At 47.5% G+C, this 18,782-nt stretch carries 20 protein-coding genes, 1 tRNA gene and 1 pseudogene; 10 read left to right on the forward strand and 12 right to left on the reverse strand.

The annotated features are described in order from the left end of the window. Positions 1 to 3: 3 nt before the first annotated feature. The 3 genes from Vsou_RS09045 (at position 4) to Vsou_RS09055 (ending at position 4,098) form a co-directional block, all read left to right on the forward strand. Positions 4 to 1,293, forward strand: coding sequence for a DUF58 domain-containing protein (locus tag Vsou_RS09045; protein WP_188603909.1), 1,290 nt, complete (start codon positions 4 to 6; stop codon positions 1,291 to 1,293). An 85-nt stretch (positions 1,294 to 1,378) separates the two neighbouring features. After that, the gene (locus Vsou_RS09050; RefSeq protein WP_188603908.1) at positions 1,379 to 2,509 is read left to right on the forward strand and encodes a glycosyltransferase; all 1,131 of its coding nucleotides are present in this window, start codon (positions 1,379 to 1,381) and stop codon (positions 2,507 to 2,509) included. Further along, positions 2,488 to 4,098 (forward strand): hypothetical protein, encoded by a 1,611-nt coding sequence (locus tag Vsou_RS09055; RefSeq protein WP_188603907.1) that lies wholly within the window; start codon positions 2,488 to 2,490, stop codon positions 4,096 to 4,098. The genes Vsou_RS09050 and Vsou_RS09055 overlap by 22 nt, the downstream gene beginning before the upstream one ends. On the opposite strand, the gene Vsou_RS09060 is transcribed toward Vsou_RS09055, so the two are convergent. From Vsou_RS09060 to Vsou_RS09085, 6 genes and pseudogenes are all read right to left on the reverse strand, one after another. Then, the gene (locus tag Vsou_RS09060) at positions 4,095 to 4,757 is read right to left on the reverse strand and encodes an ATP-binding cassette domain-containing protein (protein WP_229709921.1); all 663 of its coding nucleotides are present in this window, start codon (positions 4,755 to 4,757) and stop codon (positions 4,095 to 4,097) included. The two genes, Vsou_RS09055 and Vsou_RS09060, sit on opposite strands and share 4 nt — an antisense overlap. Beyond that, positions 4,747 to 6,324, reverse strand: coding sequence for an ABC transporter permease family protein (locus tag Vsou_RS09065; protein WP_188603906.1), 1,578 nt, complete (start codon positions 6,322 to 6,324; stop codon positions 4,747 to 4,749). The genes Vsou_RS09060 and Vsou_RS09065 overlap by 11 nt, the downstream gene beginning before the upstream one ends. Then, complete coding sequence (locus Vsou_RS09070; protein WP_188603905.1) at positions 6,308 to 6,913, reverse strand: hypothetical protein; 606 nt, start codon at positions 6,911 to 6,913, stop codon at positions 6,308 to 6,310. Before Vsou_RS09070 ends, Vsou_RS09065 begins: the two co-directional genes overlap by 17 nt. A gap of 72 nt (positions 6,914 to 6,985) precedes the next feature. Further along, positions 6,986 to 7,108: pseudogene (locus Vsou_RS09075) on the reverse strand (molybdopterin-dependent oxidoreductase); the annotation flags it as partial. Between the two features lie 76 nt (positions 7,109 to 7,184). Next, the gene (locus Vsou_RS09080) at positions 7,185 to 8,879 is read right to left on the reverse strand and encodes an SLC13 family permease (RefSeq protein ID WP_188603903.1); all 1,695 of its coding nucleotides are present in this window, start codon (positions 8,877 to 8,879) and stop codon (positions 7,185 to 7,187) included. A 46-nt stretch (positions 8,880 to 8,925) separates the two neighbouring features. Next, positions 8,926 to 9,687, reverse strand: a complete 762-nt coding sequence (locus tag Vsou_RS09085; RefSeq protein WP_188603902.1) for a glucose 1-dehydrogenase — start codon at positions 9,685 to 9,687, stop codon at positions 8,926 to 8,928. A gap of 57 nt (positions 9,688 to 9,744) precedes the next feature. Between Vsou_RS09085 and Vsou_RS09090 the strand changes: the two genes are divergently transcribed. The 3 genes from Vsou_RS09090 to Vsou_RS09100 are packed head-to-tail and all read left to right on the forward strand — an operon-like array spanning position 9,745 to position 12,316. After that, positions 9,745 to 10,470, forward strand: coding sequence for a hypothetical protein (locus Vsou_RS09090; RefSeq protein ID WP_188603901.1), 726 nt, complete (start codon positions 9,745 to 9,747; stop codon positions 10,468 to 10,470). Beyond that, positions 10,467 to 10,922 (forward strand): hypothetical protein, encoded by a 456-nt coding sequence (locus tag Vsou_RS09095; protein WP_229709920.1) that lies wholly within the window; start codon positions 10,467 to 10,469, stop codon positions 10,920 to 10,922. The genes Vsou_RS09090 and Vsou_RS09095 overlap by 4 nt, the downstream gene beginning before the upstream one ends. Positions 10,923 to 10,957: 35 nt before the next feature. After that, on the forward strand, positions 10,958 to 12,316 hold the full coding sequence (locus tag Vsou_RS09100; protein ID WP_188603900.1) for an aspartate aminotransferase family protein: 1,359 nt from the start codon (positions 10,958 to 10,960) through the stop codon (positions 12,314 to 12,316). An 8-nt stretch (positions 12,317 to 12,324) separates the two neighbouring features. Here the strand turns inward: Vsou_RS09100 and Vsou_RS09105 are convergent, their stop codons facing one another. Continuing rightward, a complete protein-coding gene (locus tag Vsou_RS09105) occupies positions 12,325 to 13,323 on the reverse strand; it encodes a ParA family protein (protein ID WP_188603899.1) in 999 nt (332 codons plus the stop codon). Between the two features lie 57 nt (positions 13,324 to 13,380). Between Vsou_RS09105 and Vsou_RS09110 the strand changes: the two genes are divergently transcribed. Beyond that, a complete protein-coding gene (locus tag Vsou_RS09110) occupies positions 13,381 to 13,746 on the forward strand; it encodes a hypothetical protein (RefSeq protein WP_188603898.1) in 366 nt (121 codons plus the stop codon). On the opposite strand, the gene Vsou_RS09115 is transcribed toward Vsou_RS09110, so the two are convergent. Both Vsou_RS09115 and Vsou_RS09120 read right to left on the reverse strand, forming a co-directional pair. Continuing rightward, complete coding sequence (locus Vsou_RS09115) at positions 13,747 to 14,283, reverse strand: tetratricopeptide repeat protein (protein WP_188603897.1); 537 nt, start codon at positions 14,281 to 14,283, stop codon at positions 13,747 to 13,749. Positions 14,284 to 14,382: 99 nt separating this feature from the next. Next, complete coding sequence (locus Vsou_RS09120; protein WP_188603896.1) at positions 14,383 to 14,949, reverse strand: cysteine hydrolase family protein; 567 nt, start codon at positions 14,947 to 14,949, stop codon at positions 14,383 to 14,385. Between the two features lie 106 nt (positions 14,950 to 15,055). Between Vsou_RS09120 and Vsou_RS09125 the strand changes: the two genes are divergently transcribed. Continuing rightward, on the forward strand, positions 15,056 to 15,424 hold the full coding sequence (locus Vsou_RS09125; protein ID WP_188603895.1) for a hypothetical protein: 369 nt from the start codon (positions 15,056 to 15,058) through the stop codon (positions 15,422 to 15,424). Continuing rightward, a complete protein-coding gene (gene kae1, locus Vsou_RS09130; RefSeq protein WP_188603894.1) occupies positions 15,424 to 16,431 on the forward strand; it encodes a KEOPS complex N(6)-L-threonylcarbamoyladenine synthase Kae1 in 1,008 nt (335 codons plus the stop codon). The genes Vsou_RS09125 and kae1 overlap by 1 nt, the downstream gene beginning before the upstream one ends. 100 nt (positions 16,432 to 16,531) lie before the next feature. Here the strand turns inward: kae1 and Vsou_RS09135 are convergent, their stop codons facing one another. From Vsou_RS09135 to Vsou_RS09145, 3 genes are all read right to left on the reverse strand, one after another. Then, a complete protein-coding gene (locus Vsou_RS09135; RefSeq protein WP_054844709.1) occupies positions 16,532 to 17,053 on the reverse strand; it encodes an archaellin/type IV pilin N-terminal domain-containing protein in 522 nt (173 codons plus the stop codon). Positions 17,054 to 17,241: 188 nt separating this feature from the next. Then, positions 17,242 to 17,601 (reverse strand): hypothetical protein, encoded by a 360-nt coding sequence (locus tag Vsou_RS09140; protein WP_054844708.1) that lies wholly within the window; start codon positions 17,599 to 17,601, stop codon positions 17,242 to 17,244. A gap of 143 nt (positions 17,602 to 17,744) precedes the next feature. Further along, positions 17,745 to 18,434 (reverse strand): class I SAM-dependent methyltransferase, encoded by a 690-nt coding sequence (locus Vsou_RS09145; RefSeq protein ID WP_188603976.1) that lies wholly within the window; start codon positions 18,432 to 18,434, stop codon positions 17,745 to 17,747. 119 nt (positions 18,435 to 18,553) lie between these two features. Here Vsou_RS09145 and Vsou_RS09150 point away from each other — a divergent pair. Next, positions 18,554 to 18,642: transfer RNA gene (locus Vsou_RS09150), tRNA-Arg, on the forward strand. Positions 18,643 to 18,782 lie beyond the last annotated feature (140 nt).

Consider the following 18,782-nt stretch of genomic DNA (forward strand, 5'->3'; position numbering starts at 1 on the left):
GCCATGATAAGGGGACTCGGCAAACAGTGGGTGCGGGTGCTCGCCACATCACTACTTATAGTGGCGGCAGTGCTTTCGCTAGGTAATGCGGTGTTGTTCGCCGTATACGTAACGGCCGCGGCCATCGCATGGATTTACTGGGGTAAGTACCCAATACCGCTGTCCCTGGGCGTGGTCGCACTAACCTCGTTGGTCACGCCCCCAATGAACATCGCGTTGACGTCAGCATCGATAATGCTGATGGACAACGCCCTTAAAACGGGTAATGACAGGCCCTGGTGGTTCTACGCGGCGCCCCTCGCAACCTCGGCATTGCTCGCGGCGATTCTCAGGCAGTTCTACACCGCGGTCTCATTCGCCATACCATTAATCTACGTATTACTGATGTCGTTAATAAGCATCATTAGGCACCACACAGCCACTATTGAACTAAGGCCCAGCAGGAACCTACGCATTAACGCCGGCTCCGGACTGCTGTACTCGCTGACGGTAGTCACGAAGCCCCCACTCAGGGCGGTAGTGGAGGTTAAGGCCCCGGGGAGCCTCAGGGTAAGCCCAACCAGGCTCTACCTTAATGGCGAGGCCTCCATCAACGTGAACGCCAGGTACAACCTCGGCGGTGTTAAGAGGCCGAGGCTTGTCCTCACGTTCACCGACACACGCGGCCTCGTGAGGGTGAGGAGGGTCGTTAGGCACCCGAGAATCACCGTAATACCCAGGGCGAGGACTGCTATTCAATTCGCCAGGGGCTTACTGGCTCAATCAGCGTTGACGCTGGGTGCCGAGGACGTCCGTGAGGTTAGGGAGTACGTACCGGGCGACCCAATCAGGAGGTTGCATTGGAAGAAGAGCGCGAAATTGAATAAGTTAATCATCAAGTTACTGCAGGGCCCGGGATTGCCGGGCCCCATCATCCTGCTATCCTACGCAACAAGCCCTACACTGGTTGATAGGGTTGGGGAGGTCCTCGTTTACTTAACCGCTGAGTTGCTAACGAGAATCCCGAGGATAGAGGTCATCTCCGTGGATAGGGACGGTAAAGCCACTAATTACGTGCTCAGTAGAGATAATTATTTCGAAATGATTGAGAAAGCTTTGAACAAAATTGAAAATCTAAATATGAAGCTCGTTGGCGGTGGTGACTATGCGGATGTACTGGGCACCATTAAGTACTCAATACCCTTAAGGGTTAAGGGCATGGTTAAGGAGGGCGTCATAGTCATTGGGCAAGGATTGTTCGTGGAGCCAATATGCAATGCCTTTAAGGAGCGTGTAATTTGTATTTCCGTATAGTCCTTAATTCTTATTTCGAGGATAATACTTTAAATAATATTATATGAAATCAAAAGAGGTACATATCCAACGATGGTGAATGAACATGGTGAGATTACTGATGATGCTCGAGGGATTAAGCATCGCGCTTATAGTAATGCATTTCATAACGCCAAGTATTTACTACGTAATTGCGAGGGGCTGGCTAAGGCTTAGTAGCAAAACAGGCAGTAGGGATGGGCTTACCACCGAACCGCCATTTGTGTCAATAATAATACCAACGTATAATGAGGCTAAGGTAATAACTCAGAAATTGAGTAATATCTACCTGCAGGACTACCCGAGGGATAGGTTTGAGGTCATTATTGTTGACTCAGGGAGTACTGACGGAACAATGGATTTAATTCGTGAGTGGGTTAAAGGTCATGGGGACATTAACGTTAGGGTTATTGAGGAGGGTGTTCGAATGGGCAAGGCCCACGCCCTAAACACGGCATTGAGGAACGCCAAGGGCGACATTATAGTGATTACTGACGCTGACTCAACCTGGTTAAGGGACTCCCTTAGGAATGCCGTTACCTGGCTTGTGAATGATTGCGTTGGTGCTGTTTCCTGCAATAAAGTACCGAGGACTAACAAGGACGTTGAGACTGAGTATAGGAATTACTACGGCTTGCTTAGGATTGCCGAGAGTAGGAAGTTCTCATCAGCCATATTCCATGGAGAATTGGCTGCGTTTAAGAGGGATTTACTTGAGAAAATTGGTGGTTTTCCCACGGATCTTGGCGCCGATGATAGTCACACGGCCGGCTTAATATCAATGATGGGTTATAGGGCTATTATCCCCGAGGATGTTAAGTGCATTGAGTATGTGCCGAGTAAGGGCTACTGGACGTGGAGGATCAGGAGGGCCCAGCATTTAATCCAGCACTTCCTAAGGTTCCTGAGGTACGTGTTAATTGATGGTAGGGACCTACCCAGGGATTACAGGCAAATAATGCTCTATGAATCATACCTACACCTGGTCAATCCCTGGCTTTTCGTAGTAGGACTTGTATTGATAATCATATCTGCAATACACGGCGCCTTAATACCCATTGCACTACTACTGATTGGAGCCGCCCTACTGGTCATTAAGATATTCAGGACCTGGGTAATGACCCAGGTAATACTCGTGGCGGCCGCCATTAGGAACCTGTGGAATAAGGAGTTGGTATGGAGGAAGATAGAGAAGTGACTAGGGTTGCGCCCATAATTGCGCCGCTCGCAATACTCGCATCATTGGTGATGCTCAATTACGTGATCAATGGTCTACCGTACATACCCGACTCCTGGGTCCACATAGCCCACTCGGAAACCCTGCTGAGGACGGGTTATCTCTTCGGTCCATCACCAAACCCATCAATGGTAAGCTACAACTACCAGTGGCCCACGGTAAACCTACTACTCGCCCTATCACAGTCTGTGCTTGGTTTGAGCCCTCTACAGTCGTTTTATGTAGTGAGCCTCCTAGCGTCACTATCCATAATACCCTTCGTATTATTCGTGATGAGATTAACGAGGAGTAACTCCGTGACCCTAATCACGGGCTTACTATTCGCGGTATTAAGCGTTAAACTCCTCGTTGATTCATCGGTAATGAAGGAGACGGCTGCCCAATACCCATTCTACGCCTACCTACTGGCCACGTACATGGCATTAACGGATAGGAAGCACTTCAGGCAGAACCTGGTGGTTATGGTCCTGGCCTTCGTGGCCATACTCTTCGCCCATCACTTCACGCTATTAATGGCGCTGGCCTACACCTTCATAATCTCAATAACAGTATTAGTAAGTAACTACCTGAGTGGTGAGGATGCCAGGCGTGGACTTTACGTATTAATCACTGTAATAGCCCTGGGCCTACTCACCTATTACTGGTACATGGACTACTTGAGGACATTCAGCGTCACGGGCTTCGTAACGCCAGGCCTAATCTCAACGCCAATCCTCATAGCCCTCCTCCTAATTGACTACGTAACAATGCGCAGGGGGTCGCGAATAGCGATCTACACCACACTGTCGATGATTGCCCTCGCATTAATAGCCATGTTCTCAATCGGCAGGCTCCAACCCTACATATTGGAGGGATTTAACAGGGCTGTGGTCCTATCATCGATACCTTACATACTACCAATCCTCATGGCCGTACTCTACCTAGCCCTTTACGGACTTGAGAGGCCCGTAATTACCATTACCACGATAATATCGCTCGCCATACTACTCTACGTCCTACTCATGGGCAACAACCCACTGGAACTGCTCTTCCTCTCCAAGTCCCTGGACTTCGTTATGCCCTTCCTACTAATACCAACGGCACTGGTGATTACCTGGACCACGAGACGCAGATTACCCCTTAAGGTCATTATCTACGTACTCACGGCGGCCATGGTAATTTCATTACCCATGTTCGCCGTACTAACCCTATACACGTACTCACTGCCAACTTCATCAACCCTCACCGTCTACAGAATGATTGATTACAAAGAATTAAATGCCGTAAATTCCCTAATACCGAGAAACTCCACACTCTACTCACCAATCAGCTATGAGTCAATGATAATGTTCATGACAGGGATTAACTCCTCAGACCCAACCACCCACCTGCTCCATGGTGAGGCACCACCGGGTTTACTCATGCTCACCCAAAGGAACCTAAGGATTGGCTTCCTCTACGGCTCGGGCTATGGCATGGTTAACATACCCAGGAACTACCTACTCAACACCCTGGCGGGTGATGACCTGGTATACTCGAGCAGGACCCTATGGCTTTGGACAAAGCCCTAAGGCTCAGTCGTTAATTCACCAGCCCTAATCATATAAAGCCTATCCGAATTCCTAATCAGGTACTGGTCGTGGGTCGCCACAAGCACAACCCTACCCAACCCAGCCTCCTCCCTAAGTATCCTAATTAACAACTCTACGTTGGCCCTGTCGAGGCTATTCGTTGGTTCATCCATAATGAGGAACTCATGATCCCTGGCTAGGGCTACCGCTATCGAGGCCCTCCTCCTCTCACCACCACTCACCTGCCCAGGCCTCTTATCAAGAACATGCCCAATCCCAATCAACCCACTGACCCACCTAATCCTCTCCTCAATAACCCTATTACCAAGTCCCTGAACTCTAAGGGCCAGCCTAAGGTTCTCCCTAATCGTCAAACCACTCACCAGTAGGTCGTCCTGGGGCACGTAGGAGACTAGGTTAACAACTTCACGGGCCCTCGAGTCTGCGTAAATGTCGACGCCGTTTATTAAGACCCTGCCCGAGTCAGGCCTTAGGTAGCCGGCTATTATCCTCAGTAGTGTCGACTTACCACTACCGCTCGGCCCAGCTATGCATGTTATTGAGTTTGGCGGCGTGTTAATGCTGACGTTCCTTAATACTGCGTAATTGCCGAGGGACTTCGATACATTGATCACGCTAATACCGAAATTAATCAACATCGATCACCCTAGACCTAATCACTAAATGCATTATTATTAGTAGCAGGAGGGTGGTGATGAGGGCGACGGTATATGGGTAGTGATTACTCACGGCAATTAGGTAAATTGGTTGATTCATGATCCCTAATTTCATGAACCTAGTCATGAGCGGCCACAGGTAGTTGGCCGTTAGGAACCCAAGCGCCGTGGAAATTATATACGTGACTATGATCGGTAGGTCAACCAGTAATGCCATGTTTAAACCGTCAGCCCTGTTCAATCTCAAGTATGTGATTAATTCCCTGTTAACATTAATTGAGTATTCGCTGATCCCCACTACACCGATGGATACTATGACCAGGAGACTAATGATGATCCCAATGAATGTACCAATGCCTATCTTCAGGGCATTAATTAATGCCTCAGACCCAGAATTGGGGGTTAGCGGCGTTACCTTCGTGAAGTAATTATATGCATGCGTCATTAACTCGCTCATTACCACGGAATAGGGCGTCAGCACCACGGTCACGTTTAGCCCAGGCCCTATGTATTTACTCACGGTGTAGTATACCGAACTCATGATAATAACAATCCTATACGTATTACCTAACAACGAAATTGGGGTGGCACCGCCCCCCACTGTTGAGTAGGCCAATGAACCATTCATGTAATAAATCAATAAGTAATAATTACTTACTAACGAACCATTGGGCCACTCCACAGTAACCCACTCACTCGGTATTGCATATGTCGTGTTGATGACCCTCGGTATTGAAACACCCACCACCCTAATGGTGTCATTACCACTTAGTATTACTGGGAGGAACCAGGTGATTGCCGACTCATTATATGCAATCACGTAGTACACGCCGAACGGTAATGCCAGCGTAGTGTTGGTAAGTGGCCCGTTAAACACCGTGTGATTCATGGAATCCAATACCGCCAGGTAATCATTGCTCATGTTTGTGATTATCCTCAATTCATAGACCTGATTCACCCTACTTATTAATTCATAACTCGCGTTGATGTATATTGCATTAACTATGGGTGATGGTAATGAATCCAGGCGCTGCGCCATGGTTATGTTTAAGATAACCTCATAATTGAGTTGTGGATATCTAGATGAGGTTATGATCCCGGTAACCGTTAGATTATCCGTGATGCCCTTGAAAGAGGTTATAATTAGCTCATCGCCAACCTTAACATGTAGCTCCTCAGCTAATTTATAACCAACCAACGCACCCCGGCCCAAGTCAGGCTGCGTAGCGTTTATGCTGTAATAACCAATACAACCTGGTTCAATACCCCTAATGATTGCTGGGGTTTCATTCACAATCGACGGTACTATGACCTCCGGCACGGCTGTCACGCCCATGTCCCTGAGGGAGTAGGCCAGGTTTATTGGTACCCAACTCGTGAATATGGATATTGACTCACCCTTCTTAATCGTAGCATTGCCAATATTAAGGAGGAATAGTTGCGGTAGGTAATACATGGCTAACATCGTGGATATAACCAAGCCCAGCGCCAGGGCTACGAGGTAGATAGATAGCACAGTTACGGCCAAGCCCCTAGGGTAGAGAGGCATACCTACGCACCCATACAATTCCCTCTCCAATGTATGTAACGCATGCAACGCAGGCCAGGGGAATTACCACCGGCAATGCGCTTGTTATGTCAATGCCGTAATTAGCAATTGGTATCAAATTCAGTGTCGTCAAAACCTTCATAAGCACCAATACAAGGGCCACCGCCACGGAGACCCCCAATGCAAATGAGTATATGGAGATAAGGAACATTAATAGCGCGATATACGTAGTGGCGCTTAGGCTCGACCTAAAGATGCTAATTATGGCCTTAAGATCATCCTTCAAGCTCCTTATTAGGCCATTAACCATGAATATTGACGTCACGATGAAGACTATGGTTAATGAGGTAATTATTAAGTACGTTATGGAGTTTATGAAACTAATGGCATTAATTACTATGGATCTTAAATATGGGGTTGCCGTGGCAATCAACGACCCTACGTATGTATTAAGAATATTCATTAGTAACTCATACGTTGTTAATATGGCCATGGGTATTGCAGCATTCACTATCAACAACCTAAATGAATTAATATCCCTAATGAAGAACCTAACCGATGCATCAATTACATAAATTAGGCGATACATATTACCACTTAATCAACGCATTTAGAAATTAATTTATTAAAGCTTTAAACCCACGATATGGGCATTAAATCCCTAACTACCGTCATAACCAAGTCTCCTAGCCAATTCGGTGAATACCCACCAATCAGGCCTTGCGTCACCCAGTAAGTCAACCATTCTCCCCGTTAATTGCAACCTCCTCTCCGTATACGTGAACGCGCCGTAATCCCCAAGCCACTCCTCTAACGATAGTTCCTAACCCATTGGCCTGTAAAGCATTGCATACTGCTGCTTAAATCTGAATCACGTGAGTGAATAAGGCGGTGATTAGTAAAATAGTGATTAGTAGTATTGTACCCATTGTTAGGTAATCCCTGGGTTTATAATTCCCTGGGTTATAGACGAGTAGGTTTGCCGGGTGGCTGAAGGGCGTTAGGAATGTGGTTGTGGAGGCCATGGCGACCACCGTCACTGCTAGTAACGGGTTTGGGTATGTGAGGGCTATTGGAGTCATTATTGATGCGGCACTCACGTTGTTTACGAAGTTGGCTATGAGCGCGGTTATTAGGAATAGTATGATTAGGGACTTGGGAAGTACATCGGCTATTACCATTGATAAGCCGCTACTGCTCATTGCGTAGCCCAGGGTTAGGAAGGACGCTATGAATATTAGTACAGACCAATCAATGTATTGGTAAATCCTCCTATAATTAACTGCACCGCTAAGCATCAAAACGACAACGCCGGTGAGGAAGGCCAGGGCAATGTCCACGCCGAATAACGAGGCAATCGTGGCCCCGACTAGGGCCGCAACGGATAAGGCGCCCTTCCTAACATCAAAGAGCTTGGCACCCCTAGTCCTGAGCGGCACCAATCCGTAATCACCCATGAACTTGGCAATACTCTCCTCATCACCCATGAGGAGTAGTGCATCACCGGGCCTAAGCATTACGTGGGATATCCTGCCATATATCCTCCTACTCCCTGTGGAAATACCAACTATCTTAACTCCATACTTATTCAGAACGTCTATGTCGGATATCGTGTAATTAATTAAAGGCGATGAACTGGTTATTAATGCCTCAACAACCTCCTTACCCTCAACCTGCTCTGACTGGGGCGCCAGGGCTAATCCCTTTATTGATGAGATTATTGGTAGTTTGTCCACGGGGACCTCCATTATCAACGTGGTTCCACCATGAACCCTACCAGCCCTGGATAACCTCCTTGGTAATACTGACCTTATCTTAACTCCATACTCCCTCTCAACCTCACGCTTGGTCTTCCCCACCAACTCGCAATCCTCATTTACCTGGGCCTCAACCACGTACTCACCAATCTTCAGGTCATCAACGCTGGCAACCACGCTTTCCCTATTTGGTAGTAGTAAGTATATGAGTAGTAGTGCTGGTATGCTTGCGAAAACTATTACCAGGCCTATGTTTAGGAACTGAAATATTGACAAATACCTACCAAGCCTCTCGTACCAAAGCTGGTCAATTATCAAATTCGTACTGGTACCAAATATTGTATACCTACCGCCAACAATAGCCGCATAGGAGAGCGGGAGTAGGTACTTGGATAATTTCTTGTTGTGGTTCCTCGACACCGCGTACATGAATGGTATGAATATGGAGACCAGGGCCACGTCACTCATGAACCCCGACAACAACGACACTATTAATATCACGAATACCAGGAACACGTACTCATTCCTAAACACCCTATCCAACTCCCCAGCTAACCGATCAAGGAAACCCGACTCCTCAAGGGCCTTGCTAATCACCATTATACTACCAAGCACGACAACGGTTGTGGAACCAATAAATGACAGGGCCTTCTCAGCGCTTATCACACCGCCGATTATGAGCAATACCATGAGGAGCACGCCCACCACGTCATACCTAACAACACGGCTCAGCAGTAACACCACAGCCAGCACCAGTACAGTTAATACGTAGTACTCACTAAATGAGAGAACAACCATTGATTTTTAAGTGGTCGGTAAGGGTATAAGTTTTTCTTGTATTGCATTAAACACCGTGGGTCAGGTAATCAATCCTACCGCCATCAGCCACCACGGTCTGTCCCGTAACGTACCTAGCCCTATCGCTGGCCAGGAAGAGCACCACGTTGGCGATGTCCTCAGGCACACCAGTGGTGCTTAGCATCGTCCTTGACCTGACCAGCGCCTTCGTCTTCTCAACTTCCTCGGGAGCCCTATTGGCGGTGGTCATGTCGGTCTCAATCCAACCAGGCGCAACCGCATTAACCCTAATACCATACCTCCCAAGATCAAATGCCATGCGCTTCGTGAGTATTATCACAGCAGCCTTAGTTATAGCATAGTATGTAGTGCCCTCCCAAGCCGTTCCTATACCCGCGTTTGAGGCTATGTTGATTACGACGCCCCTAGTCCTCCTCAACTGAGGCAGGAACTCAAGGGCAGTGTAGATTATTCCCTTAACGTTGATATCAATCATCCTATTAAACAACCCCTCATCATACGATTCAAACTGCATTAAGTACATAACCCCGGCATTATTAACGAGAATATTGACGTCACCAAGCCTATCCCCCACGATCTCCGCAGCTCTCCTAACTTCATCCCTACTCGACACATCGCATTTAATGGCCAGAATCCCCATTTTCTCGAGCTCCCTTGCCTTATCATCACTCTTGGCGTAGGTTACGGCCACCCTGGCGCCCTCCCTCAAGAACGCCTCGGCAATAGCCCTACCAATGCCCCTACTGCCACCCGTAACCAGAACCACCTTATTACTGAACTCACCCATACAGGGCCTAGGTATGCCCAAGTACTTATAAGAATTAATTAAACATGTAATAATAAAATGGAATTCCTCGTACCACTGAGCCCAGTGAGAATTGGAGATAGGGTGTTAAGTAATGCAAGGGCTTCAATAAGCAGTAAGTATGTTTTCATAATTGGCGTTGGACCTGACGGTAGTTATGAGGAGAGGCTGATGGAGATTAGCAGTGATGATGCCAAACAGGTAATCAGTGGTAATATGAGTTACTTCAGGGACCTACTTGATAAATTAGATGAGTTGGTAATTAATATTGGGCATGAAGTTGGCGTCGACATTAAAATAAGGAACACCAGTTCTGGGGATCCCATTCAGTACTTGATTAATAGGCTCAGTAACCATGATGAGTACCTTAGGTTCACTGGTGATGGTTGGAGGAGGATCCTGGATTCAATAGGGCTCGGCAGGACGAGCAAGGGACTCACCGGTAGTGATAGGATTTACGTGACGCATAGCGGTAATAATATAACACTTAACCTGGTGGCTGAGCCCATCGAAGGCGGTGTAATCGAGGTCACCACTTACACGGAGGGCAAGGCCACGGGTATAGTTAGGGTTAGGGCTGGCGAGGACGTGGTTGTTAAGACGGACATCAGGTCCCCATCATCGCTAATAATACTGTCCCAGGTAAGGGATCCTCATCAATTAGGTGAGGGGCTGGCTGACCTACTCATTAATGTTAGGGGACGCGTCATTAATGCCGTGAATGAATTGCTGAGTATAATGAGGACCCATGGCGCAGTACCATGATCCTTCGTAAAGTAATGCTTAAAGCCCTACTCAGTACGTTGTTAATCGTGACGAGTGAGCAAGCGGAGGTCCTAGGACTCAGAAGAAGCGGTGTAATTAAGGGTAAGTACGTGGACCTAGTTGTCTACATGCCTAAGGGTGGTAACGAACTCTTCATAAGCGGTGTTATTAAGTGCCCCTTCACAGGTAAGGAGTTTAGGCTATACGTGACTCCGCATACTGACCAGGTAAAGCTGGGCTTCGTGCAGCACCTCAGTGGTTTCAATGATCATGTTATTAGGACAAAGGAGTACAGGCAGTGGCTAAATGTTAGGGTTGAGTCCTACTCAAGAAATTCATTCCATAGGAGGAGGTACTTCGTATGCGCCAGGTGTGGTCATAAAACCACGAGGTTCCCAGATGCACTGCTACACCTAATTAGGGTTCACGGTTTCCTCACAAGGTTTCCATAAACAATACTTAATAACCAAACCACTATAAACTATTAATGGATGATTTTGGCAATAGGGTTCAGGAGTTGATTGATAGGTACACTAGGATTTACCTGGGAAGAACTGGAAGATCCAGGGAATTATTTGAGAGGGCTAGGAGGGTTTTGCCAGGAGGAACGACATACCAAATAAGGCACTTCTCCCCATACCCGGTGTACATAACTAGGGCCAAGGGCGTCAGTGTTTGGGATGTTGATGGTAATGAGTACGTTGATTACTGGATGGGTCACGGAACCCACATCCTAGGTCACTCACTGGACTTCGTGATCAAGGCAGTCAATGAAGCATCCCACGAAGGAACCCACCCAGGCTACCCAAACACAATTGAGGTGGAGTACGCGGAACTACTGACGAGGGTTGTACCTAATGTGGACATGGTTAGGTTCTCAAATAGTGGTACTGAGGCTAATATGTATGCCGTTAGATTAGCTAGGGCATACACTGGGCGTAGGTACGTGATTAAGATGGAGGGTGGTTGGCACGGTGGTTATGACGGCCTACACGTAGGTGTTAACCCACCGTTTGAGGGGCCCGAGAGCCTTGGCCTGCCCGCGGAGCACATTAAGTACACACTGGTGGTTCCATTCAATGATCTTAACGCCCTTGAGAAGACCCTAAGGAGCTTTGACGTGGCCGCAGTCATTATGGAGCCAGTACTAGGCTCAGGCGGCTGCATAGAGCCGCAACCAGGTTACCTAAGGGGCGTTAGGGAATTGGTGGATAGATACGGTGCCCTGCTCATACTTGATGAGGTCATTACGGGCTTTAGGCTAGCCCTTGGCGGCGGTCAGGAGTTATTCAATGTCAAGGCCGACATGGTAACGCTTGGAAAAATAGTTGGCGGTGGTTACCCGGGCGCTGGTGCCATTGCCTCTAGGTCGGAGATCATGGAGTTACTTGACCAGGTTAAGAGGCCGAGTTCCAGGTCCAGGAGTTTCCACGGGGGTACATTCACGGGGAATAGGGTGACACTGAGCGCGGGTTACGCATTAATAAATTACCTAAGTCAACACAGGGCTCTTTATGAGGAATTCAACAACCTATGGGACTTGGTGAAGAAGGAGCTGGATAAGGCTTGTGAGGCGCATGATAGGCTTTGCTGGACGACCGGCGTTGGTGGTATGGTTGGGCTTCACTTCACCAGGGAGAGGCCGTTAAACGCCAGGATGGCCTATGATGGGAGGATCAATGAGGGGCTATACCAATTAATGCATTTGTATATGAGGACCAGGGGCATCCTCTACATGACGGAACACACCGCGCATTTACTACCCTCAATGATACACACAGGGGGCCACGCAAAAACCCTCATAGGGGAATTCAACAACCTGCTGGATGAGGCAACACATAGGTAAGGCAGTGATCACTCTGTAACTATGTCATAATCCAAGTTCAACTTAATACCAAACCTATTGATAAGGTTGCTTAACGTGAATTGAAGCATTGCCCTGTCATCATCACTAATTCTCCTATCGGCAATCGCGTGATTGTCCTGTGGAAATGACTCATCACCAAATCTAACATTATGGGGTAGCACGTAATTGAAGCAGTCAATAATTGAGTCGTTGAGTTTCACTAAAGTCTCAAGGTTTCTCCTGAGCATTTCATCGACCTTCCTGGCCCTCCCAGCAATACTCATTGATACAGGCCTCCCACTATTCTCCTCAATGTCAATACGTTGCACCTTAAGCGCATCACTAAGGGTCTTCGCCTCTATTACGTACTTATTCGGGTCAAAATTAAACACCAGGGTGAAGATTGGGATCCTCTCATCCATCTTCCTAAAGAGCCCCGCGATCTTGTTAATCATAGTGTTGGTCCTGTTGGTGTCCGTAAGCGTCGGTCTAAGCACAACAACAGCCCTGCCAACACCATACAGGGCAATTAATGTGTACCTCTTGTCAAAGAATGGCGCGGTATCCACAATGGCCACATCAAACAAGCCATCAATACCACCCCTATGAAGTACTTTCCAGACCATCTTACCAACATCCATATTTTGATTCTCTGCAAAGAATTCGTCGAAGCCCTCGCCGGGCGATAAAACAGCGACCTCGTTGAATTGAGGATACAGTTTGATTTCATCATCATAACTCTTGACCTGCCTCCCATAAATTATGTAATTCCTAATATCCACATTACCATGCTCATCATCCCTAATCATATCCATGAGCGTCCTACGTTCACTAAGTAGCCTCTGATAGGTTAGGTCGCCAAGCATCCTAAGGGTTAGTCCTGCCGTTGGATCCATGTCGATAAGCAAGACCCTGTAATTAGGTGGTAGTACGTAGGAGAGCATTAGGGATAACGTAGTCTTGCCGACGCCGCCGGCTGCGGAAATAATGGGGATAACCACAGTCATAATCCTCTTATTAGAAATAGAGGGAACTATTTAAAATTTAATTCAATAAGTACATACGTGGACATAATTGAAGCAGTAAGAAGGATCACAGTAAGTACTTGCCAAAGGGAGACGTGTTTCCAGGACTACATAGCTACACTAATGAACGCAAGGACCAGGGTAGTAATCAATGGGGTGGAGGTTGATGTGTACGGAAATGATATTGCGATTGAGATCAAGGTCAATCCAAGGATATACGATGGAATCGGACAGGCACTAACCTACAAACGACTACTGGGTATTAGGGAAGTATGGCTCATACACATCTTCACCTATAGAGCGGACGCGCAGCAATGGTGCAAGGAATTAGGCAAGATACTGAGTGGGTTGGGCATAGACTACGCTGTAATAACACCGAGCCATAAGTGCATAAATAATGAGTAACTAATTACCATTGCCACACGTGCTGGCCTTGTTACCCTCCGCACAATTAATAATCCTAACCAAGCGATCCCTAACCGAGCCCAGGAAAACCCTAGCCCTAACCACAAGGCGATTAAGCAACACCCTCAACAAGCCACCAACCCTAACCAGTAAGACCCAGGTAATTCGCAAAGCCCTCATTAATTGGGCGCTCAATTCATTAATAATGGGCCTAATACGATTAGTGACACTGTTAAAATTAATATCATCAACAGGCCTTGCATTAACAATTGACAACCTCGGTTGATTACTCAGCGGCATGGATCTCAACTCATTCTCGGCATCCTCAAATCTCTCAAGCCCAATTAACGCCGCCACCTTAGCAAGCCTATACCTCTCATTACCTGGGTCAAGCTCCAAAGCCCTCTCTAACTCGGGGAGGGCCTCCTCAAAGCGACCAAGCTTTAGAAGGGCAATGCCGCGTGAGTAATGCCTCCTTGCCTCACTGGGTTCTTGCCCGTTGCCTTGAACAACACCGTAGGTTTCCTCCTGTTTCACGTTAATTATTTCAATTCCAAGACTTATAAATCTTTGCCATGGTAAACAGCCAATAAAACAATGCGAAACCCCATTTGAAACCAAGGGAAAAGTGGGAACTCACGACCAATACCTAGCCAACTCCTCCGCGGTGAGTATGGGAAAGAACCTCCTCATGTTTGCCAGAGACCTCTCATGAGCCTCCCTATCATATGACGACACGGCATTTGAAACAATGACAGGCACAAAACCAAGGGCATAGGCATGCCTCGCACTGGTCTCCACACCAATCTCGGTGGCAATACCCGTGAACACAACCGTGTACCTCCCCGAATTCCTAAGCAGTAACTCCACGTTAGTCCCCACAAAGAGCGACCAAGTATTCTTATTAATAACAATGTCACTTGGTTGGGGCTGAACAATCAAATCCATCTCCTCAGGCCTGAAACCACCCCTCCATTGCATGATTTTTGCCGTAACGGGCTCAAAGCCGCTTGGGAACGGGGTTATCCTGGTGAATATTATTGGCACCCTAACCCTCCTCGCAGCCTCAATCACAGTACCCAACGCCCTCTGGAACTCATCCTTATTGAATATACCGTTAAACAAGGCCCTATGCACATCCCAGGCAATCAACACGGAATTACCTGGTTTCAGTAAATCCCTAAGCACATCCTGACTAACCATCGAGGTAATAGGCACATCCCAGGCCCTATTTAAGCCTTGTTCACGCCAGGGCACACACGCAGTAAGTTTAATTTACCTAGTACAAAGACATAGGGCACTGGGTTTAATGGGACTCATTGAATGCATAATAATAAGCACCCTAAAGAAACTCGGGAGGACCAGCCTGGATAGACTTGCAAAGATCGTATTCCTGGTGGACAGATTCGGAGACCTCCAGGCCCTTAACTGGGACAGAATAGACCTAGTAATAACAAGCCCAGACCTAATTGGGACAGTGGAACAATTGACAAGGAACGGGGTCATAAAGAACATAGGAGACTTCCTGACACTGGCGAACAATGACTACGACCCAGGCTGCGGCTGGATAGGGAACACCGTGGAATCAACAATAAACTACGTACTCGAGAAATACGGCCAACTAAGCGACGGCGAACTAGACGACATAGTGGAATCCGTATACGAAGGTGTCTACTAATGACACTAATACTGGGCATAGAGTCCACGGCACACACCTTCGGGATAGGCATAGCCAGCGAGGACGGGATACTGGTCAATATCAACGACACGTACACACCACCACAGGGAGTGGGCATACACCCAAGGGCAGCCGCAGACCACCACGTAATGGTAGGACCACGACTACTCAAGGAAGCCCTAGGGAAACTGGGCATAGCAATAAGGGACATTGACGCCGTAGCCTTCTCCATGGGCCCAGGACTCGGCCCCGCCCTAAGGATCGGCGCAACCCTGGCAAGGGCAATAGCCATTAAGTTCAGCAAGCCACTGGTGCCCGTACACCACGGCGTGGCCCACGTCGAAATAGCCAGATGGTCCGTAAAGTTCAGGGACCCACTGGTCCTACTCGTGTCCGGAGGCCACACAATGGTCATATCCCACTCCGGGAAATCCTACGGAGTCTTCGGCGAAACCATAGACATAGCCGTCGGCAACGCCCTAGACTACTTCGCAAGAAGAGTCGGACTACCAAACCCAGGCGTACCACACCTGGAGGAATGCGCAGAGAAGGGTAGTAAGTACATACCACTGCCATACACCGTGAAGGGACAGGACGTATCCTTCTCCGGACTAGTCGAGGAGGCCCTAAGACTCGTTAGAAAAGGCATTACACTACCCGACATCTGCCTAAGCCTTGTTGAAACGGCGTACTCAATGCTCGGCGAAGTGGTCGAGAGAGGACTCGCACTGACGGGCAAGAGGGAACTGCTACTGGCTGGTGGCGTGGCGAGGAGTAGGAGACTCAAGTCAATAATGGAGTGGATAGCCAATGAATTCAACGCAAAACTGGGCATAGTACCACCAGAGTACGCAGGAGACAACGGAGGAATGATAGCACTAACAGGACTACTCGCCTACAAAAGTGGAATCACCATAGACCCAACCGAGGCAGTAACAAAACAAAGATGGAGACTAGACGAGGTAGAAACACCCTGGTTCGGCAAAGAACCCTGGCTCAATAAATAATTACTACAATGCATAATAAGGTGACGACAACCGTATAAGTTTTGTAGAGAAAACAAAAAGAATTGAATTTTTAACGAAACAGTTTAAGGCATTAGTCGTATTACGAGGTTGCCGTCACTGTGAATGGGTACGTCTGCCCGCTAACGGTTGTTATATAGCCACTGTATTGAATGCCTACCTGCGCGGCCTGTCTTCCGCTGCATGTTGCAGTTATTGATGATTGCTGAACGCCTAAGTATATGCTGCTTACTCCTGTGAAGTTACCATTTGAGCCGGCTAACTTAATTACTAGTAGTTCACCCTGTGTACCGGCAGGTATTGAGAGTGGTTGGTTGAACACGCAGCTTAGACTACCGAGTGTGAAGCCGTTAATACCAATGGCTGCAGATGATGGGTTACTAACAAGCAGCGAAAGATAAGCATAACTATTAGCAGTAGCATTTATATTTGCAGTATTGTTTAAACCAACTGCCTGTATCTGTAATGTCGCGGTCTTTGACGCGCTACCTGCTAGGCCGAAGACCCATACGGCGACTGCCACTGCCAGTGCTATTGCCACGGCTATGAGTATTATCGTAGCCACTACGTTGGATATACCCTTTCTATTCATTTTTGTTGCCATACGTTTGTTGGTCTTTCAACTACTTAATAAATTCTAGCGTGTGTTTGTTGCTGTTTTTTCTATTCCTATGTGGCTCTTTTTACATGAGTAGAATTGAGGGATTTATTGCCTTGTCCTTGTTTCTGTTTCTTGTTTTCTGCTCCTCTTTTCCTGGATATTTCATTTTCTCCTTAGCTTTTATTCCCCAATTAGGTATTTAAGGTACTTACTGCCCTGCTCATGGTTATTAGGGCATTGTTTATTTGGTAGAAGCCCATTGTTGCTGTTATGTTGCCGGCCACGGCTATGAACTTCATGGTTATGAATACCGCCAGCGCTGGGTTTGTGATTGGGTACCTGAGTGTTATTAGGTATATTAGGGCTATGGTTGCTTCATATGTTATGAAGGCGAGGGTTGCGGCTACGTAGCTGTTTAAGTGCATTGTTGTGGCGTAGTTGTTGAGCTCCACCATTTTGAATACGGAGAAGTCTATGTAGCTTGTTAGTAGGTCTAGGGTATTTGCCAGTGTTGCAATGATCAGTGGGTTTACCTGGTGGTTATTATTCATTATTGAATTCTCTTTCTACACATGAGATATAAAAGTATTGTTGGGAAGATTTACTGAATTAACCAAATTAAACTAGCATAATTGTTAAAAAGAGGTAGAATTTCAAAGTAGAAAGAAGCCAGTTTCAATTAGCCAACCAATCCCTAGGGCTTCCATCCCTTGAATGCCACGTAGTCACCCCTGTCATAACCGTCAATTGGGTATTCAACGGATTCGTTTGAGTACCTTGGGTGCCTAGTCAGTGTTTGGGCAACCTTAACAATTATGAAGCCGGCGTCCTCGAGCAATTTCCTAATCTCATCAACCGTGTGCCACCTGGCCTGCCTAACATACTCAATTGGGTATGGGTTCAAAGGCCTAACCCTGGCTATGTACGGGTCATCCCACGAGCCGAGGAGCTCGGCAAGCTTATAGAGTAGTCCGTAGGAGCCCTCGGCAATCACGTCGGCAACCACAATGTGTCCACCAGGCTTTAACACCCTGTAGGCCTCCCTAACTGCCTTAACATCATCCTTAACGTAGTCCAGCACGCCATTGAGTATCACCGTGTCGAAGGTGGAGTCCTCGAAGGGTAGCTCCTCGGCATAACCAATCCTAACATTAAGCCCCCTAGCCCTGGCAACCTCAGCCATTGCTGGGCTAGGCTCAACACAATCACTAATAACAATCCCATACCTAGTCCTGAGAATAAACTCAAAAAGCCCAGAGCCACAACCAACACTCAAAGCCCTACCTGGGTTGGGCTCAAGCATGTACCTTAGGAGCAAAATCTCGGACTCAAGCACGTAATTATTCCTTAGAAACCACGTGTCGTACTTACTGGCCTCGAACATAATAATCAACTTATTAATTATTAATAACAGTGTTTTAAGGATTACCTCGCACGGCAGTTGAGAGGCGGGGTCCGAAAAACCGGAAAAAATAAATCCTAAACAGAGGTACTACTGGTGCAGGGCCCGTAGCTCAGCCAGGTAGAGCGGCGGCCTCCGGTCCTAGGGGGGTAGCCGTAGGTCGTGGGTTCGAATCCCACCGGGCCCGCCAAATCTACGTTCTATCCTTTATCAACGCATCACAATTCAATGCCTTCTCTGCTACGGATGGCTTATGCACATGCCCATTGTAGTAGTTGGGTATGGCTTATTGCGAGCTTTATGGTTGAGTAGGATCCCCATGGTGTTCGA

The organism is Vulcanisaeta souniana JCM 11219, from assembly GCF_026000775.1.
Lineage (GTDB): Archaea > Thermoproteota > Thermoprotei > Thermoproteales > Thermocladiaceae > Vulcanisaeta > Vulcanisaeta souniana.

What these genes read in the sequence shown, in the direction of transcription:
- Vsou_RS09050 (WP_188603908.1), top strand. Translation starts at nt 1,379, where the DNA reads ATGGTGAGATTACTGATGATGCTCGAGGGATTAAGCATCGCGCTTATA.
- Vsou_RS09060 (WP_229709921.1), bottom strand. Translation starts at nt 4,757, where the DNA reads ATGTTGATTAATTTCGGTATTAGCGTGATCAATGTATCGAAGTCCCTC.
- Vsou_RS09140 (WP_054844708.1), bottom strand. Translation starts at nt 17,601, where the DNA reads ATGAATAATAACCACCAGGTAAACCCACTGATCATTGCAACACTGGCA.
- kae1 (WP_188603894.1), top strand. Translation starts at nt 15,424, where the DNA reads ATGACACTAATACTGGGCATAGAGTCCACGGCACACACCTTCGGGATA.
- Vsou_RS09120 (WP_188603896.1), bottom strand. Translation starts at nt 14,949, where the DNA reads ATGGTTAGTCAGGATGTGCTTAGGGATTTACTGAAACCAGGTAATTCC.
- Vsou_RS09070 (WP_188603905.1), bottom strand. Translation starts at nt 6,913, where the DNA reads ATGTATCGCCTAATTTATGTAATTGATGCATCGGTTAGGTTCTTCATT.
- Vsou_RS09145 (WP_188603976.1), bottom strand. Translation starts at nt 18,434, where the DNA reads ATGTTCGAGGCCAGTAAGTACGACACGTGGTTTCTAAGGAATAATTAC.
- Vsou_RS09085 (WP_188603902.1), bottom strand. Translation starts at nt 9,687, where the DNA reads ATGGGTGAGTTCAGTAATAAGGTGGTTCTGGTTACGGGTGGCAGTAGG.
- Vsou_RS09125 (WP_188603895.1), top strand. Translation starts at nt 15,056, where the DNA reads ATGGGACTCATTGAATGCATAATAATAAGCACCCTAAAGAAACTCGGG.
- Vsou_RS09055 (WP_188603907.1), top strand. Translation starts at nt 2,488, where the DNA reads ATGGAGGAAGATAGAGAAGTGACTAGGGTTGCGCCCATAATTGCGCCG.
- Vsou_RS09095 (WP_229709920.1), top strand. Translation starts at nt 10,467, where the DNA reads ATGATCCTTCGTAAAGTAATGCTTAAAGCCCTACTCAGTACGTTGTTA.
- Vsou_RS09080 (WP_188603903.1), bottom strand. Translation starts at nt 8,879, where the DNA reads ATGGTTGTTCTCTCATTTAGTGAGTACTACGTATTAACTGTACTGGTG.
- Vsou_RS09090 (WP_188603901.1), top strand. Translation starts at nt 9,745, where the DNA reads ATGGAATTCCTCGTACCACTGAGCCCAGTGAGAATTGGAGATAGGGTG.
- Vsou_RS09045 (WP_188603909.1), top strand. Translation starts at nt 4, where the DNA reads ATGATAAGGGGACTCGGCAAACAGTGGGTGCGGGTGCTCGCCACATCA.
- Vsou_RS09105 (WP_188603899.1), bottom strand. Translation starts at nt 13,323, where the DNA reads ATGACTGTGGTTATCCCCATTATTTCCGCAGCCGGCGGCGTCGGCAAG.
- Vsou_RS09065 (WP_188603906.1), bottom strand. Translation starts at nt 6,324, where the DNA reads ATGCCTCTCTACCCTAGGGGCTTGGCCGTAACTGTGCTATCTATCTAC.
- Vsou_RS09100 (WP_188603900.1), top strand. Translation starts at nt 10,958, where the DNA reads ATGGATGATTTTGGCAATAGGGTTCAGGAGTTGATTGATAGGTACACT.
- Vsou_RS09135 (WP_054844709.1), bottom strand. Translation starts at nt 17,053, where the DNA reads ATGGCAACAAAAATGAATAGAAAGGGTATATCCAACGTAGTGGCTACG.